This is a genomic window from Flavobacterium sp., from assembly GCF_035456225.1.
Taxonomy (GTDB): Bacteria; Bacteroidota; Bacteroidia; order Flavobacteriales; family Flavobacteriaceae; genus Flavobacterium.
In genome coordinates, this window is record NZ_DATIDM010000068.1 from 1 (window position 1) to 16,512 (window position 16,512).

11 protein-coding genes and 1 pseudogene are annotated in these 16,512 nt (G+C 41.6%); 5 read left to right on the forward strand and 7 right to left on the reverse strand.

Annotated elements, in window-relative coordinates:
* The 3 genes and pseudogenes from VLB74_RS03960 to VLB74_RS03970 form a co-directional block, all read right to left on the reverse strand.
* Positions 1-3,097, reverse strand: a pseudogene (locus VLB74_RS03960) (IgGFc-binding protein); the annotation flags it as partial.
* Positions 3,098-3,493: 396 nt separating this feature from the next.
* The gene (locus tag VLB74_RS03965) at positions 3,494-3,874 is read right to left on the reverse strand and encodes a DUF5684 domain-containing protein (RefSeq protein ID WP_325202165.1); all 381 of its coding nucleotides are present in this window, start codon (positions 3,872-3,874) and stop codon (positions 3,494-3,496) included.
* 34 nt (positions 3,875-3,908) lie between these two features.
* Positions 3,909-5,717 (reverse strand): lysophospholipid acyltransferase family protein, encoded by a 1,809-nt coding sequence (locus tag VLB74_RS03970; protein WP_325202166.1) that lies wholly within the window; start codon positions 5,715-5,717, stop codon positions 3,909-3,911.
* 217 nt (positions 5,718-5,934) lie between these two features.
* On the opposite strand from VLB74_RS03970, the gene VLB74_RS03975 reads away from it, so the two are divergent.
* From VLB74_RS03975 to VLB74_RS03985, 3 genes are all read left to right on the forward strand, one after another.
* Entirely contained in the window at positions 5,935-6,696 is a 762-nt protein-coding gene (locus VLB74_RS03975; RefSeq protein WP_325202167.1) for an exodeoxyribonuclease III, read from the forward strand.
* A 19-nt stretch (positions 6,697-6,715) separates the two neighbouring features.
* Complete coding sequence (locus VLB74_RS03980; protein ID WP_325202168.1) at positions 6,716-7,681, forward strand: OmpA family protein; 966 nt, start codon at positions 6,716-6,718, stop codon at positions 7,679-7,681.
* A 108-nt stretch (positions 7,682-7,789) separates the two neighbouring features.
* Positions 7,790-8,830 carry an aldo/keto reductase gene (locus VLB74_RS03985; protein ID WP_325202169.1) on the forward strand — a complete coding sequence of 347 codons (1,041 nt, stop codon included), beginning with the start codon at positions 7,790-7,792 and terminating at the stop codon, positions 8,828-8,830.
* Between the two features lie 33 nt (positions 8,831-8,863).
* Here VLB74_RS03985 and VLB74_RS03990 read toward each other — a convergent pair whose 3' ends face one another.
* The 3 genes from VLB74_RS03990 to VLB74_RS04000 all read right to left on the reverse strand — a co-directional run bounded on the left by VLB74_RS03990 (position 8,864) and on the right by VLB74_RS04000 (position 12,855).
* On the reverse strand, positions 8,864-10,258 hold the full coding sequence (locus VLB74_RS03990) for a PQQ-dependent sugar dehydrogenase (RefSeq protein ID WP_325202170.1): 1,395 nt from the start codon (positions 10,256-10,258) through the stop codon (positions 8,864-8,866).
* A gap of 79 nt (positions 10,259-10,337) precedes the next feature.
* Complete coding sequence (locus VLB74_RS03995) at positions 10,338-11,513, reverse strand: vWA domain-containing protein (RefSeq protein WP_325202171.1); 1,176 nt, start codon at positions 11,511-11,513, stop codon at positions 10,338-10,340.
* 19 nt (positions 11,514-11,532) lie between these two features.
* A complete protein-coding gene (locus VLB74_RS04000) occupies positions 11,533-12,855 on the reverse strand; it encodes a prenyltransferase/squalene oxidase repeat-containing protein (protein WP_325202172.1) in 1,323 nt (440 codons plus the stop codon).
* 149 nt (positions 12,856-13,004) lie between these two features.
* On the opposite strand from VLB74_RS04000, the gene VLB74_RS04005 reads away from it, so the two are divergent.
* Together VLB74_RS04005 and VLB74_RS04010 are read left to right on the forward strand one after the other, a co-directional pair.
* On the forward strand, positions 13,005-14,834 hold the full coding sequence (locus VLB74_RS04005; RefSeq protein ID WP_325202173.1) for a tetratricopeptide repeat-containing sensor histidine kinase: 1,830 nt from the start codon (positions 13,005-13,007) through the stop codon (positions 14,832-14,834).
* 3 nt (positions 14,835-14,837) lie between these two features.
* On the forward strand, positions 14,838-15,587 hold the full coding sequence (locus VLB74_RS04010) for a LytR/AlgR family response regulator transcription factor (protein ID WP_325202174.1): 750 nt from the start codon (positions 14,838-14,840) through the stop codon (positions 15,585-15,587).
* Positions 15,588-15,699: 112 nt separating this feature from the next.
* Here the strand turns inward: VLB74_RS04010 and VLB74_RS04015 are convergent.
* Positions 15,700-16,512 (reverse strand): biosynthetic peptidoglycan transglycosylase (locus VLB74_RS04015; RefSeq protein WP_325202175.1); only part of this gene is annotated, 813 nt, incomplete at its 5' end.

Consider the following 16,512-nt stretch of genomic DNA (forward strand, 5'->3'; position numbering starts at 1 on the left):
ATGTGTTGCTGCTTTGCCAATGGATGCTGTCGATACTATATTCATAAGTTCCATATCCTCCCTGGGCGATAGCCTGAATGGTTGCCAGTCCACTTGAAAACAACGGGGTTATAAGTACCGCCGAAACCGAAAGCGGTTCTGATGACTGGTCGATGGTGATGGTATCTGAATTTGTACAGCCGGTATTGGTTTCGGTCACCACCACGGAATAAGTCCCGGATTGGGTAACATTGAAAATAGCGCTTTGGTTTCCGTTACTGTCAACGTCTGGGTTAACTGGTGTCCATGCATAATTGAAACTGCCCGTATTTGAAGGTGTGGCATCAATGTTTTGCGAACCTGAACCTGTAGAAGGGTCTAAACAAAGTGTGAAATCATTGCCCAATTCTGTTTTCGGAATCGGATTTACTACTAAATTCAAAAAGGCACCTAGTCCGACACATTCATTGTTCAGAGAACTGTCCACACGAATGTAGATGGTTTGTGCATTGGCAGTGGTATTTCTGTAAGGGCTTGCGGCCGTTCCCGTAATCGCATTTTCTTCCGCCAACGCATCGGCTAAATTCTCGTAATACGTCACGGTCAGATTTTGGCTGCTGGCAAACGAATTTAAAATAGCTGCAGTGGCCGGGTCAAAATTAAAGTAGTCATAACCATCATTCTCCGGGTCGTTTTGGCTGATGTATTCGTCACATTCATTCAACGTTTGCAGCATAGAAGAATTTAGTTGGGTTGCTGAAACTATCAGTGGAACCGCAACAATTCGGTAGCAGCCATTCGGATTGCTTACTCTTGTCCAAACAGTTCCGGCACCGGAAACATAACTGGTGAAATTTGGTATAGGATTGGTGTTTGTTGAAGCGTTTGCACTCGAAGTAAAGTAACTGAATTGTAAGGTCGGATCAGTATTGATCAATGAATTTACTTCGGTTAAATTAAAACTTGTAATGGCATCCTGATTGTCGTCACACTGTTTAAGGACAACACTGCTGTTTATTACCGGTAAAGGCTGTACAACCAAGTTGAATGTTGAAGCCGTAAAACAGTTGGTCAGTGAATTGGTCAGACGCACATACATAACTCGGTCATTGGTGTATAATGTGTTTTGAGGATTAGATCCGCTATCGGCATCAGTCTGGTTCAAGTGGTAAGAAACCTGAATACCTGTCTGTCCGTTTAAAACCTCGGTTGTTTTTGTGCTGAAATTAAAAATAGCAAATCCGTTAGTGTCATTTCCATCGGCATTGTCATCACAAACCGTAAAATCTGATATAGGAGAAATGAGAGGCAGCGGATTCACAGTTACGGCAACAGTTGCTGAAACTTCCGTACAGGCATTGTTCGGTGCAAGTGTGTACGTGTAAACACCGGCAGGATCTATGGCAGGATTAAATATCGATGTTCCGGAAGCCAATGCTGGAGACCAAGTTCCTCCTGTGGTTGCTCCAGGTCCCAAAAGGGGGAATAAATCAAATGTAGGTTCGTTTTTGCAAACTGTTTTTTGAGTGTTGTTTCCCGGATTCGAAGCTTGTTGTATGCTTACGGTTACCTGAACGTTTACAATTTCGCATAAACCGGTAAAGTTGTAATTATAGACCCCCGGTAAATCTACTGCGGGGTCAAAAACACTTGTACCACTTGCCAGAGCTGGAGTCCAAACACCTCCCGGATCCGGATTTCCTTCAATTTTCGGAAGTAAATCGGTCGGGGAACTGGAACAGACTGTTATATCGGTATCTCTCGGCTCTGACCCGAAACCGGAGTAATATGCTGCAAAACCGACAGCACCACTCGATCCAAATATTCCTACAGCAAGCGGTCCTGTCGATTCCACTTTAACATTTCGCGTATAGCCTCTAAGCCGGTAGGTTACCCATTGCGCATTGCCGAGTACCGGTTCTGGCAGAGCCGTAGCCAAGTTTCCGTTTATTCTTATTGTGGATCCGGCGTAGGTTACAATAATGATTTCACTATTGTAACTTGTTAATCCGATGGAATCGATGCTAGGAATCAAATCCACGGTTTTTTGAAAATAACAACTCAGCGGAGGAATAAAATTCAAACCCGAAGTGGCATCTGAAAATGATCCGCCCAAAATCTGATACATATAAATCGGCTTGGAGGAAGTAATGTACATATTCTTGTTGCGTATTCCCTGATACATTGAAGTTGGGAGTAATACGTAATCGCCTGCATTAATCGTAGTGTAGGCAGTGGTGGAACCGTTTATGAAAATCTGTGTGTTGTCTTCAGTTGCAATGGCTAAAGGATGTTCTACGTTGTCGCTGCCGTTTCCTTTTACGACAATGTATTCTGTGCCAACTTCTTCTAACGGCACTATTTGATCAAAAGTGAAATCCTGTCCGTCTTGAGGGCTGGACATACCGGCAAGTGCATTTCCCGTATTCACGGCAATGGGCTTGTCCGAGGTAAGTAGTGCTCCAATAAAGCCGGTTAGGTTTGCCGGTATATTTGTGTAGCCGGAAATGGTAACAGTTTCACCTGTGTTGGCTATAAATGTTTGAGAATCCGGGGAAATTGTGGTGCCATTGGCGGCAAATTGGATTAAAGGATCATAATCGGAAAGGGTTACGGTAGTATTGTCTTCCGTAGCCATGAAACTTGTGAAAAAATTTCTAAGATCACCGTCTTGATTCTGTGGTAAGCTGCCAAGACGAAATTGAGTTCCAATTCCTTGATATCCTTTTCCGACTAAAATTTCAGCATGATTCTCCGAGTGAACTTTAAATGTAGCGTAAAATTCCTTACTGCCTTCTAATATCAGTCCTTTGTCTTGTTTGACAATATTAAGATCGGCATTAGCGAGGAACATTACCGAAGGCTGTGCGACTCCTACAGAAACTTGGACAGGATTTCCGCTTGAGACGGTAAAAGGCGATCCGGTAATTGGCGTTCCGTCTCCTGTAGTAATGGTGACCTGAAATGGAGTAGTTTCCGGAGTTGAAAGATAAATAAATTGTCCCGAAACGTGGTTTTCTCCATTGCGCGCATGAATTGGAGGGATCCAGTGTTTTTTGCTTAATTGTGCATTAACTATGTTAAAACCAAATAATAAAGCCAGTAATAATAGTCTCATTTGTAGTGGGATAATTTCAAGAGCCCAAAAATAGATGAATTTTGTTATGTTTTTCCGAATTGTTAGAAATTAACATGAAATAAGGTGGTTTGTTTGAATAAATAATAAAGTTATGTGAAAAATTTTACAATTTTAGTATTATTGTCTAGTTGTGAATTTATCACGATACTAAATGCGGAAGAATATAACTATTTCAGTTTCCTAAAGGAATAAAAAGAAATTAATGTTGAATACACTTGTTTGGATTTGAAGTTCATGTAATACGTTCCAGTGTATGAGCAGTGTGTGACAAAAAGTGCAGCCTGCTTATGCAGAAAGGGGAAGGTGCTGATACGATGTTGTCGGGAAAAGCATTGTTATGGTAATAAAAAAGCCCCGATATTTCGGGGCCTTTTTTTATGCTTGTGTCATTCCAATTTCACTGATTTCTTCAGTTTGGGAATAAATGTATTTTGAATCTCCAAAGGCTAACATTGGATAGAAAACGAAAGGCAGGAAAATTAGTCCAACAGTAAATCCTGAACTTTTGCCAAATGATTTGGATAATTCGTTAAGTGCAATAATCGCAAAGAAAATGTTTACGAAAGGGATTAGTAAAAGGAAAATCCACCATGTTGGTTTTCTTACTATTTCAAGCATAACGATTCCGCTGTAAATCGGAATCAAACACGCCCATCCCGGTTTTCCGGCTTTTGTGAAGATTTTCCACTGACAAGCGATCATGAATACCATAAAGGCTAAAAAAAACAACACGATAAAAAGTAAAACTGATGCCATAATTTAAAAGTTTTTGGTTTTGGTTATAAATTGGTTAGATATTCTCTCCTTTTTCTGAAAGCTTTCGCTCCAATTCCGCCTGAAATTCTTCCATTACAGGTTTCATGGTGCTTTCCGGTATGTCGGCGATGCGGATGTACATCAATCCGTCGACAGCATTATTGAACAGTGGGTCAACGTTAAAAGCAACCACACGGGCATTTTGTTTAATGTATTTCTTAATTAGTACCGGCAAACGCAGACTTCCCGGTTCCAGTTCGTCAATAATTTTGTCGAATTTGTTTAAATCGTGCTCGGCTTCATCAAAAATAAAGTCTTTGTCGGCATCTTTTAATTTTACTTTGTATTCCTTTTTAGGATGCACATATTGGGCAATATAAGGATCGTAATAATTGGATTTCATGAACTCGATCATCAAAGATTTCGAAAATTCCGAGAACTGATTACTGATACTCACTCCTCCAATAAGGAATTTGTGCTCCGGATAATGTAAAGTGGTGTGAACGATTCCCTTCCAAAGTAAAAATAAAGGCATTGGTTTCTGCTGGTATTCCTTAATGATGAAGGCACGTCCCATTTCAATAGATTTACTCATCATATCAAATAATTCCGGTTCAAAGCGGAATAATTCCTGAAGGTAAAAACCGTTAATGCCGTATTTGGCAAAAATTTGCGACCCTAATCCCATGCGATAAGCTCCGGCTATTTGCTGCGTGTCATCATCCCATAAAAACATATGGTGGTAATAGTTGTCGTATTGATCTAGGTCGATGGCTTCGTTGGTTCCTTCTCCCACTTCACGGAATGTAATTTCGCGCAGACGACCTATCTCATGAAGGATATTCGGGATTTTGTCTGCCGTGACAAAGAAAACTTCATAATTCTTACTTTGCAGAAAACGGTAATCTCCTTTTCTGAGTTCGGTTATTTCCTGTATGATCTGATCTTGATTGGCAGGCGTGACAATCTGCTTTGGGCTTTTCGGTAATTTTAAACTTGGTGCCGAAAGCAGCTTACTTTCTGTTTCGAAAGCATTGGCCAGCATATAGGTTTTACGGCGCAGAAAATCAGAATAAGCATCCAGTGATTCGTATTCGTTTTGCTCGGCTACCGATATGGGCTTTCCGATTCGTACCTTGATTATGCGGTCCTTTTGTGTCAGTAATTCCGATGGAAGTTTAGCCGTGCGCAGGGTGTCATTAATTTTGGAAAGCATGTAAAACAATCTGCTGTTTTTGGCGTGGAAATAAATCGGGACTACAGGGACTTGTGCTTTTCGGATTACTTTGATGGCGCCTTCTTCCCACGGTTTGTCAACCACTAATTGGCCGTCTTTGTAGGTAGAAACTTCTCCGGCAGGAAACATTCCCAACGGTTTTCCGTCGCTTAAATGGCGAAGTGTTTCTTTGATTCCGATAACACTTGATTTGGCATCCTTGTGATTCTCGAACGGATTCACCGGCATGATGTACGGCTTCATCGGTTCGATACGATGCAAAAGAAAATTAGCTATGATTTTAAAATTAGGTTCTCTTTCCAACATTAATTTCAAAAGCAAAATTCCGTCAATACCGCCCAACGGATGGTTTGAAACCGTTATGTAAGCACCGTCTTTAGGTAATCGTTTTAAGTCTTCTTCGGGGATTTCAAATTTAATCTGGAATTCATCCAATATGGCATTCAGGAACTCAAGATCTTTCAAATGCTTGTTCCTGTTGTATATTTTGTTAAGTGTGGAAATCTTAAGAGCCTTCATCAGTAACCAGCCTGAAAAGGTTCCCAGAAAGCCGTATTTATCAGCATTTATAGCCTTTGCTACTTCTTTAGCGTTAACTAAACCCATTTAGTTTTGGTTTTTGAGCGAAAAACAAAGGTAGCAATAATAGTCTAATCGTTAAAATGTTTACGTGCTATAAATATAAAATCCAATGCCTTTCTTGTTATTTCCTGGTGTTTTAAATTGCTATCTGATTGTTATTTAGGTGTTTATAAGTAATTGGGGTTTGTGTTTCAAATTTGATTGTTTTTTCTATACATTTGAAAAAAAAGATTATCCCAAAATGAAGATTATATCTTATAATGTCAACGGAATACGGGCGGCAATCACAAAAGGCTTTATTGAATGGCTGAAAAGTGCTAATCCTGACGTGATTTGCCTGCAGGAAATTAAAGCGACTCCCGAACAGATTCCCACGTTGGATTTCGAACTTTCCGGTTACCCATATCATTATTGGTTTCCGGCCGAAAAGAAAGGATATAGCGGCGTAGCAATTCTGTCAAAAGTGCAGCCTAAAAATGTGGTGTTTGGAACCGGGATTGATTATATGGATAAAGAAGGCCGTAATCTGCGAATTGATTTTGATGATTTTTCAGTGATGAGTCTGTATTTGCCTTCAGGGACAAACATTGACCGCCTGGATCACAAGTTTCAGTATATGGACGATTTTCAGGCATATATCAACAATCTGAAGAAAGAGATTCCGAACCTGATTATCGGTGGCGATTACAATATCTGTCATGAAGCAATCGACATTCATGACCCGATCCGCAATGCAAAAGTATCCGGATTTTTACCGGAAGAACGCGCTTGGCTGGATAATTTCATGAAGAGCGGTTTTGTTGACAGTTTCCGTCATTTTAACAAGGAGCCTCATAATTACAGTTGGTGGAGCTATCGCGCTAATGCCAGAAATAACAACAAGGGTTGGAGGATTGATTACAATCTGGTGAGCGAACCGATGAAAAACAGGTTGAAACGAGCCGTGATTTTACCGGAAGCCAAACACTCCGACCATTGCCCAGTACTAGTAGAAATTGAATAATAATAAATACCACGAGAATATGATAAAACATGTGTCTGCAGGAATTTTGGCGTTAGCATTAACGACTTCTTGCGTTTCTAAAAAGATGTATACCGATTTGGAAACCAAATACGCCGACTTGAAGAAAGAAAACCGTCAATTGGCTGATGATAATACCGCATTGGGTACGGCAAAAAGCCAATTAGAGAACGAAAAATCCACTTTACAGGCGGAATTGGATAAGTTGAAAGCCGAAAGGGATAAACTGGCTTCGGATTATGCTGCAGCAAGCAATAATCTGAAAACATTACAGTCTTCCTACAACGCTTTGGAAAAAAACAGCGATGAAGCACTGAAAAGCAACATGGACAAAAACCGTGATTTGTTAGCACAGCTGGAAGCAAAAGAAAAAGCATTGGCGGCAGAAAGAAACCGTCTTGACAAATTAAACAAAGACCTGAAAGATCGTTCCGATCGTGTAAACGAACTGGAAAGCATGATTGCAGCTAAAGAAGCGGCTATGAACAAGCTGAAAGAAACCCTTTCAAAATCGTTACGTGCCTTTGAAGGAAAAGGTTTGACTGTACAGCAAAAAGACGGAAAAGTATATGTTTCGATGGAAAACAAATTGCTTTTCGAATCCGGAAGCTGGGTAGTAAATCCTGAAGGAAAGAAAGCAGTGGATTTAGTTGGAAAAGTTTTGGGCGATAATCCGGACATTTCCGTTTTAATCGAAGGACATACCGATAATGATAAAATTACCGGAACCATTGGTGGCGGCGTGGAAAACAATTGGGATCTTTCTACAAAACGTGCTACTGCCATTGTGAACATCCTAACGTCAAACGCTTTGGTGAGAAAGGAAAATTTAACGGCTGCAGGACGCGGGGAATATTCGCCTTTAATGAGCAACGAAACAGCTGAAGGTAAAGCGAAAAACCGTCGTATCGAAATCATCTTGACGCCAAAATTGGATGAAATCACTAAAATGTTGAACGATATTTAAGAAAGTTTCAAAGTAACAAAGTTTCAAAGGTTCAGAGTTTATTTCTGAACCTTTTTTATTTCGATAGACTCGGCAACTTTGTATCTTTGCAACTTTGCAACTCAAAATATGAACTACATCACTTTACCTACTACCGATTTAAAAGTCAGTGAAATATGTTTGGGAACGATGACTTTCGGTAACCAAAACACCGAAGCCGAAGCCCATTCGCAATTGGACTACGCCGTAGAACGCGGAATCAACTTCATCGATACAGCGGAAATGTACCCTATCGGCGGAAACGAGCATATTTTCGGGAGCACCGAGCGTTTTATCGGAACCTGGATCAACAAAATCGGAAAATCGGAAAGGGAAAAAATGGTAGTAGCCACTAAAATCGCCGGTCCGAACCGCGGAATGGGATACATTCGTCAGCCATTGGATTTTTCAAAGAAAAGTTTGCATGAAGCGGTTGATTTGAGTCTGAAAAATCTGCAGACAGATTACATCGATTTGTATCAGATGCACTGGCCGGAACGCGTGATGAACATGTTCGGGAAAAGAGGTGTGTCCCAAATTGATAACCAATGGGAAGAAAACATGTTCGAAGTATTAACGGTTTTTGATGGTCTGATCAAGGAAGGGAAAATAAAGCACATCGGAGTTTCCAATGAAAATCCGTGGGGCGTGATGAAGTTCTTAAACGAAAGTGAGAAACACGGTCTACCGAGAATCGCCACGATCCAGAATCCGTATTCCTTGCTTAACCGTTTGTTTGAAGTAGGCCTGTCCGAAATCTGTATCCGCGAGAATGTAGGTTTGTTAGCGTATTCACCATTGGGCTTCGGATTTATTACCGGAAAACATTTGAATGGTATTGTTCCGAATTCCCGCTTGGGTCTATTCCCGCAGTTTACACGTTATACCAACGAAAATTGCTACAAAGCGACTAAATTGTACCAGGATTTAGCGCACGACAATGGTCTGACTTTAACCGAAATGGGTATGGCTTTCGTACATCATCAAAAGTTTGTCACGTCGACTATAATCGGAGCGACAACCTTAAGTCAATTGGAAGAAAACATCAACGCTTTCGATGTGGTTTTAACCGATGCAGTTTTAGCTGAAATCGATAAAATCCAGGAAAAAATACCTAATCCGGCGCCTTAAGAAGCTAATGTAGAACTAATGGCGTTTCCTGACTTAAAAGTTATTGGTCACCATTAGTTTTTCTCGGTAAATCTGCCCGAGATTGTTCTTTATTTCCAAAACATACCAGCCCGATGAAATGTTTCCGATATTTACGGAGTTTATCGGTTCGTTCTCCGTTTTTTCCGAAAGCAGTTTTTTACCCGTGCTGTCAAATAGGGTTATGCCCGTGGCGAAAACGCCTTCATCATCAGTTTGGATGAAGAATTCTGATTTTGCAGGGTTTGGGTAAATTTTAATTTTTTTTTTGGCTGATTTGACAACGCCCAAAGAACTGTCGATTAATTTGTAGATGACGCCGTTATTAATGGAGGCAACATACATTTCACCATTCATATCTTCTCCAAAAGTCACAAAACTGTTACCACTGAAGGTTTGGGAGAAGGACACATTGCCTGCACTGTCTACCATGCCTATTTTGGCCAGACAATAATCGGAAAAGAAATACTTGCCCTGAAAATTTGGGTAGGCAGCTCCTCTGTAGACATAGCCTCCGGTTATGGAACACGCACCTGAAGAATGAGTTGTTACGGCCAAAGGTGTTTTCATGGAACTTTGTGGGGGACAGCCGGACGTATTGTAAGCGGTATTGGCTTCGTAACAACGCCAGCCATAATTAAGGCCAGCTTGCGTACTTCCTGCGCGGTTGATTTCTTCGTATTGATTCTGACCCACATCGGCAATCCATAAATCACCGTTTTGCCTGTCGAAGCTGAATTTCCAAGGATTCCGCAATCCGATGGCCCAGATTTCATCAGCTCCGGCCACACCCATATACGGATTACCAGAAGGGATTCCATAAGGTGAACCGGAATTGACATCGATTCGGAGCATTTTTCCCAGCAGTTCATTAATGTTTTGTGCCCGGTTTCCAGGATCTCCTCCGCTGCCACCGTCTCCCATGCCAATGTATAAGAAACCGTCGGGACCAAATTTTAACGTACCGCCGTTGTGATTGGCATAGGGTTGAGGAATGGTTAATAGAATCGTTCCCGTAGGATTGGCAACATTGGGATTGCCGGAACTTACCGAATATCTGGCTATAACTGTTGCTCCGTCACTGACTCTGGTGTAATTCACATAAAAATAACCATTGGAAGCGTAATTGGGATGAAATGCTAATCCGAGTAGACCCTGTTCACCACTGGCATTTGTCAGGGAGGAAAGGTTTAAAAATGGAGTCGGATTGGTTGTTCCGTTAGCATTTAGGATTTTGATAAGACCGTCCTGCTCCACTATAAAGAGCCTGCTGTCGCTGCAATGTGCAATTTCCACAGGAGAGGAAAATCCTGTCGCAAAACTTTGTAGGCCTATAACAGCGGGAGGAGTTTGGGAATGCTGTGTGCATTGGATAAAGACTACTGCAATTAATAGGAATACTGCTCTCATATTTTAATAGTTTGATTTCCATAAATTTATAAAAAAATCCCGATATATGACCGGGATTTTTTATTAAGAAAATTAGCGCTTATTTTTCTACCGAATAACCTTTGGTTTTGGCAAAAGCAATCACCGAACTGTTAATAGCTCCGCCTAAATCGTCTTGGGCATTACTTTTCTTCATTTCAGCATCAATGTAAGCCTGACGTTTTTCTGCCAATTCGCCGATTTCTTTTTGAATAACTTCACGCTCTTTTGCTTTTTTATCGACATAAACTTTAATTTCTGCCGCCGATTTGTTTTGTAATTCCTTCGGCAATTCTTCTTTTTTGAGTTTGTCAATCGCCTTTTCATCGTCTTTTACTTTGTCCACCAAATCCCAACTGTGGTTTTTATAGGCGGCTTTCGATTTACTTACGGCACGCTCTGCGTAGTTAGCAGAGGAAACTCCTTTTGCATTACTGTCCTGCATTTCCTGATTTCGTTTCTTTTCAGCGCCTTTGGATCCGTAGCTGATGTAGGTTTCGTTGATTTTGGCATTGCATTCGGAAATTCTCACATCATAAGGCGTGGCGATATACAAAACGGCGCGATTGGAATCGATGTTGAAGTATTTACCTTTTCCGGCATCGGCTCCGTCTTTCCAGAAAGTACGAATGCCTTCTTCCTGATTTCCGCAGAAAATCGTATTCACATAAATGTCGCTGTGCAACGCATCGCTGATAGCTTCCCTGTAATTAACACCACCTTGGTTGAACGCTTCGTTTCCGGCAATGTATATCAATTTCATATCGGATTTGTCCTTGCCCCAATTTAATTGTTTGGTCGCATCGGTAATCACGGCACCACAGTATTCCGAGCCTCCGTTGGTGCGAAGGGAGAACAGTTTTTCCGAAATCAGGTCCAGATCAGTGGTTAGTGGTGCCACCTGACGGATGTAATTCGATTGGGGAGATAGTCCGTCATTCCCGTATTCGTACAATCCGATTTCAATATCCGGAGTCTTGCCGTGGTATTTCAAAGTGGTTAATGTATTGACGATATTCCACAAACGTGATTTTGCCTGTTCAATAAGCCCATCCATGCTATTCGATGTATCCAGTAAAATGGCAACCTGAATTTTGGTATTTTCCTTTTTGACAGGTTTTTCTATACTGTATGATATTTTAGCGTCTTCTTTTTTAGTGTAGCTGTTGGCGTTGGTGCAATTTGCAAAAGATAAGGCGGTTGCAAAAAGGGCGGAAGTTATAAATCTTGCTCTCATGGTATTTGTGTTTTTTCGGTTATTGTTGTAATGTTTTGATATCGTTTTCGATGGTAAGGATCAGCAGACAGGTGGCGGTGCAGAATACCGGGCTGGTGATGCAGTGATGTCCGTTCCAGCTGCCGTTTTCGTTCTGGATTTTGATGATTTTTCCGCTCACGTTATCGTACCAGTGTTTCCAGTCGTTGTCTTTCTTAACCACTAACGATTCACCGGTTTGCAGGAAACTCATGAATTCCTCTCCGCCGTTGTTGCCGAAGCCGTTCATCACGTTGTTGTCCATAGCCTGCACTTTAGCGGCTTTGTATACTTTAGTGGCCACATCATAGGAAGCAGCTTTTTCTCTTGTCACGCCGATTTTTTCCAGGTTATCCCGGTTCATTTCGGCACGCTGACTGATTTTTCCATCGGCTTTGGCTTTTTCGAAAACTTCTTCGGCTTCTTTGGCTTCCGAAGCACTGCCTCGTACCGAACTGCTCACTGCATACAACATGACACCGGCACCGTCTTCCGTTTTTGCAGTGTTGTTGTCCGCATCGTAATTACCTTTCTGATAGTTTCGGGCGGCTTCGATTTTATCTTTATTTACTTTGATGTTCTTGTTTTTTGAAGCTTGTTCCAGCCCGGCATTGGCAAAGGACGATTGCAATACGCCTGCCCATCCCGCTCCGGAAACTTTTCCGCTTGCATCATACGATTTTTCGACTTTGTCCACGCAAATCTGAATCGCGTTTTCGACTCTTTTTTTCAGATGGCCATCGGTTAAAGTCGGAACAACCTGATTTAAGAATTGTAGGGTTAAAGCCGCGTCAATGTTTTGTCCGAGTTTGGTTTGGATTTGCGTGCCGCGAACTTGGGTAATGTATTCGTTATTTTTGTTTTTCTCCACTTCGGACAATAAAAACTCAAGAGCATCTTTCAGCTGTTGTTTGTATTTTCCTTTTTCAATCGAATACCCTATTCGGTACAATGCCATGGAGGCCATAGCCGTCGTAGCCGGATCGGAACTTACGGCGTGCGGATTCATCTCACCCTGATTGCTGTGCGAACCGGCGCCCCAACCTCCGTCTTTGTTTTGAGCATCGGTTAACCATTTTTCGCCTCTATCGATGGTGGAACTTGTTTTGGAATCATTTTTGAACTTCGCATAATCGGTTACGGATTGTTCGCCCATCACCGACATGAACACACAGGGTTTTTCTTCGATAACCGGTTTTTTTGTTTTGATTGGCGATTCATATCGTACCTCTGGTTGTTCTTCGATGGCAAGTTTGGAACTGAGAGCCGCTCCGGTAATCAAAACTGAAGCACTCAAGACTGCGATTAAATTTTCCGTTTTCATGATTTTTGGTTTATGATTCTATCCCAAAATTATCCCGAGAAAGCGCTCGTTTTTTGCAGAATGGGTGAAATCGGTTTTTGACTTGGTGAAATGCCTTGCGGAAGCGTTTTTAAAATATTTACTTTACATTTACATAGAAAGCCATAATTATGTTACGGAAACCGGCCTTTTTTACATTGCTTTTTTTATTGCTGAACTTCACTTATGAGGCTTCCGCGCAGGACACTATTCAGCCTCCGGCGGCAAAAACTAAAAAAGCGGCTTCTTATAAAATCAGTAGGGCAGCGGATGATCTGAAAGAGTCGTTGGATGCCAATGATGAAGTTAATATTGCCAAAAATTATGAGAAACTTGCTGACGGATTCATAGAAAAAGGCGACAATGCCAAAGCCGAGGAATACTTAAAAAAAGCATTGTCCACTTATACCAAACTCGACCGCAAAAGCGATAAAACCCGTGTAGCCCGAAACTTGGCCAAGGTGCAGGAATCCCAAAATAAAATCAGTTCGGCGATTCAAAGTTATGAAGCAGCAGGAGCAGCGGCACCGAATAAGAGTTACGAACAGGTTAACATGAATGATGCGAACCGATTACGCAATGCGAATAATCCGGCGGCTCAAATGAACTACTCCAAATCTAACGCGGTACTTTTGGAAAAGGGTGACAAAAAAGAGGAGGTGGTCGATGCTTATGTGCAGCAAGCAGAGGCAAGTCTGCAGCAAAAAAACAGGGAAGTGGCCATCGAAAGCTATGAAAAGGCGATTTCTTATTCTAAAGACAAACCGGAAGAAGTCGTAAAACTGAAAAACGAGATTGCCAAAGTATATGCCTCGGACAACCAGTTTGACAAAGCCATTGCCATCAACGAGAAATTACTGAAGGAAGCTTTGGCTAAAAATGATTTTGATACGCAAATCAGACAACTGCAGGAGCTGGCAACAATCTATTTTAAGAAAAGTGAACCGGAAAAAGCTATTCTTTCTTTGAAACAGGCCTATCAGCTTGCTATACAACAAGGAAAAACGGATGAGGTAAAAACGAGTTTGCTTCAGCTGCTGCACTATTATAAAGCGAATGGGAAGGACAAAGAAAGTATCTTGTTGTACGAAGATTTCCTTCAGCATTTCGACCAGCTCATCCAAAACGACAGTTCCCTGATTGATGAAAAAACCTTTCAGGTGACCGAGGAGAAAATCCGTCAGCTTGAGAAAGAAAAAGCTTTGAAAGATGAACTGATCTCCAAGAAAAATACCTTCAACTATGTATTAATGGGTTCGGTGTTACTGTTGTTGTTGTTGGTAGGATTGATTGTGAAAGCGTTGTTTTCCATCAAAACCAAGAATAAGGAAATTGCCTTGCAGTCGTTGCGTCGGGAAATGAATCCGCATTTTATCTTCAACAGCCTGAACAGTGTGAACCAGTTCATTTCGCAGAACAAAGAATTGGAAGCCAACAAGTACCTGACTTCGTATTCCCATCTGATGCGCAATATGATGGAGAATTCCAACAAGGATTTTATCGGTTTGGGCAACGAAATAGAACAATTGAAAAAATATCTGGATTTGGAACACCTGCGTTTTCAGGATAAATTCGAGTATCAGATTGTGGTGGACGATGCTTTGGATACCGAAACGACTTTGGTGCCCAACATGCTCATTCAACCCCATTTGGAAAACGCCATTTGGCACGGCTTGCGCTATCGGGAAACCAAAGGGTTACTACTGTTGAAATTCGAATTGAACCGCGGAAAAGTTTCGGTAATAGTGGATGATAACGGTATTGGCCTGTCCGAAAGTGCCGCGCTGAAAACCCGCAACCAGAAAGTGCATCAATCGCGAGGTATGACCAATACCAAAGAGCGCATCAGTCTGTTGAACGAATTGTATAAAACGAATATCGATTTTTCCATTATCGAAAAAAACAGCGGTACAACCGGAACTTTGGTAACGCTGACCTTTCCTTTGCTTGATAAAGTATAAAGTATGATGACAATTTCCAAAATAAGAGCCGTAATTGTTGAAGACGAATCCGCAGCGCGTGAAGTGCTCAAAAACTACCTGAACAAGTATTGTCCGCAGGTGGAAGTGATTGGCGAAGCACAAAACATCAAAGAAGCGGTACCATTGTTGCACGAAGTGACTCCGCAGCTGGTGTTTTTGGATGTGGAAATGCCTTTCGGAAATGCCTTTGACGTGTTGGAAGCCTGTAAAGATTTGCAATTTGAAACGATTTTCGTAACCGCCTTTTCGGAATATTCCCTGAAAGCCCTTAATCAAAGTGCGGCGTATTATCTGCTGAAACCCATCAGCATTGAAGAATTGATTGTTGCGGTCAACAAAGTGCAACAGCATATTTTGAACAACGAACTTTTTAATCGGAACAAAATCATCGTGGAGAATTTCCGGGAAACGCAGCCAGAGAAAAAGCAGGTCATTCTGCCGACTTTGGAAGGTTTTGAAGTGGTGAAAATGGAAGACATCGTTCGTTTACGGGGCAACGGTAATTTTACGGATTTGCATTTGGCCGACGGAAGCAAAAAAATGGTCTGCCGTTTCCTGAAACATTTTTCGGAGATCCTGCCGTTTCCGTTTCTGCGGGTACACAAATCGCACATCATTAACATCAACTTTGTGAAATCATACAACAAAGGCGGTTACATCATGCTGAATGACGGAGCCGAAATTGAAATATCGCCCACATATAAAGATGAGTTTCTGAGGAATTTTAAATAGGACTGATGATGTTATGGCACGCGGATGATACGGATTTTACTGATTGTCCCGGATTTATGATTAATATGGTGTTTTTAAAACCTTAACCTCTCAATACTTAAGTACCCTTCCCTTAAAAATCAAACTCATCTGCCAAAGTAGGCTCGGCCGGAATAGAATCCTGAACCGCTTTTATCTTTAAAAATGAGCGGGCAGGACCGGAAATGTAGATAGGCATCGATTGCCCGATAGTATCTTCCGAAGTAATCAACGCACGGCGCAGCATCAGGTTTTTAATGTAGTTCTGGTTTTTCTGTGCGTAGGATTTCTGATTGCCTTCATCATCAAACTGCCACATGAATTTCTTTGGTTTTGGCACGATGGAAGCCAGGTACAAACACTCGTTCAGCGTTAAGTCACTAGGTCTTTTCTGGAAATAGAATTGTGCCGCCTCGGCTATGCCATAGACATTCGGGCCCCATTCGATCACGTTGAAATATACTTCCAGCATTCGTGATTTAGAAGCGATTCGGTTGTTCTCCAAAATATACACCAAGAGGATTTCTTCCAGTTTACGGGAAAGCGTTTTTTCTCTAGTCAGGAATACGTTTTTCACCAACTGCATACTGATGGTACTTGCGCCACGTGAAAATTTCTTGGTACGGATATTTTTTGCAATCGATTGTTTGAAGGCTTCGTTGATAAATCCGTGGTGACGGCGGAATGAAGGATCCTCGTTGGTCAAAACGGCTTTTTCCAGGTAAGGCGACATCTGATCCAGCGGCGTGTAATTCGGATTGGCGGAACCAACTAAAATAGGTCTTTGTTCTACACCGTTTTCAATGGCGCGATAGGTGAATTGTTCGTTAAGCATTGCCAGATTGGCTTCGCCATATTTTACGATACGCAGGTTTTCTTTGTTTATTTTGCTTTCGAAAATCAGTTT

Coding starts and splice junctions, on each gene's coding strand:
- VLB74_RS03965 (WP_325202165.1), bottom strand. CDS start 3,874: ATGGCATCAGTTTTACTTTTTATCGTGTTGTTTTTTTTAGCCTTTATG.
- VLB74_RS03985 (WP_325202169.1), top strand. CDS start 7,790: ATGAACTACATCACTTTACCTACTACCGATTTAAAAGTCAGTGAAATA.
- VLB74_RS04010 (WP_325202174.1), top strand. CDS start 14,838: ATGATGACAATTTCCAAAATAAGAGCCGTAATTGTTGAAGACGAATCC.
- VLB74_RS03970 (WP_325202166.1), bottom strand. CDS start 5,717: ATGGGTTTAGTTAACGCTAAAGAAGTAGCAAAGGCTATAAATGCTGAT.
- VLB74_RS03980 (WP_325202168.1), top strand. CDS start 6,716: ATGATAAAACATGTGTCTGCAGGAATTTTGGCGTTAGCATTAACGACT.
- VLB74_RS04005 (WP_325202173.1), top strand. CDS start 13,005: ATGTTACGGAAACCGGCCTTTTTTACATTGCTTTTTTTATTGCTGAAC.
- VLB74_RS04000 (WP_325202172.1), bottom strand. CDS start 12,855: ATGAAAACGGAAAATTTAATCGCAGTCTTGAGTGCTTCAGTTTTGATT.
- VLB74_RS03975 (WP_325202167.1), top strand. CDS start 5,935: ATGAAGATTATATCTTATAATGTCAACGGAATACGGGCGGCAATCACA.
- VLB74_RS03995 (WP_325202171.1), bottom strand. CDS start 11,513: ATGAGAGCAAGATTTATAACTTCCGCCCTTTTTGCAACCGCCTTATCT.
- VLB74_RS03990 (WP_325202170.1), bottom strand. CDS start 10,258: ATGAGAGCAGTATTCCTATTAATTGCAGTAGTCTTTATCCAATGCACA.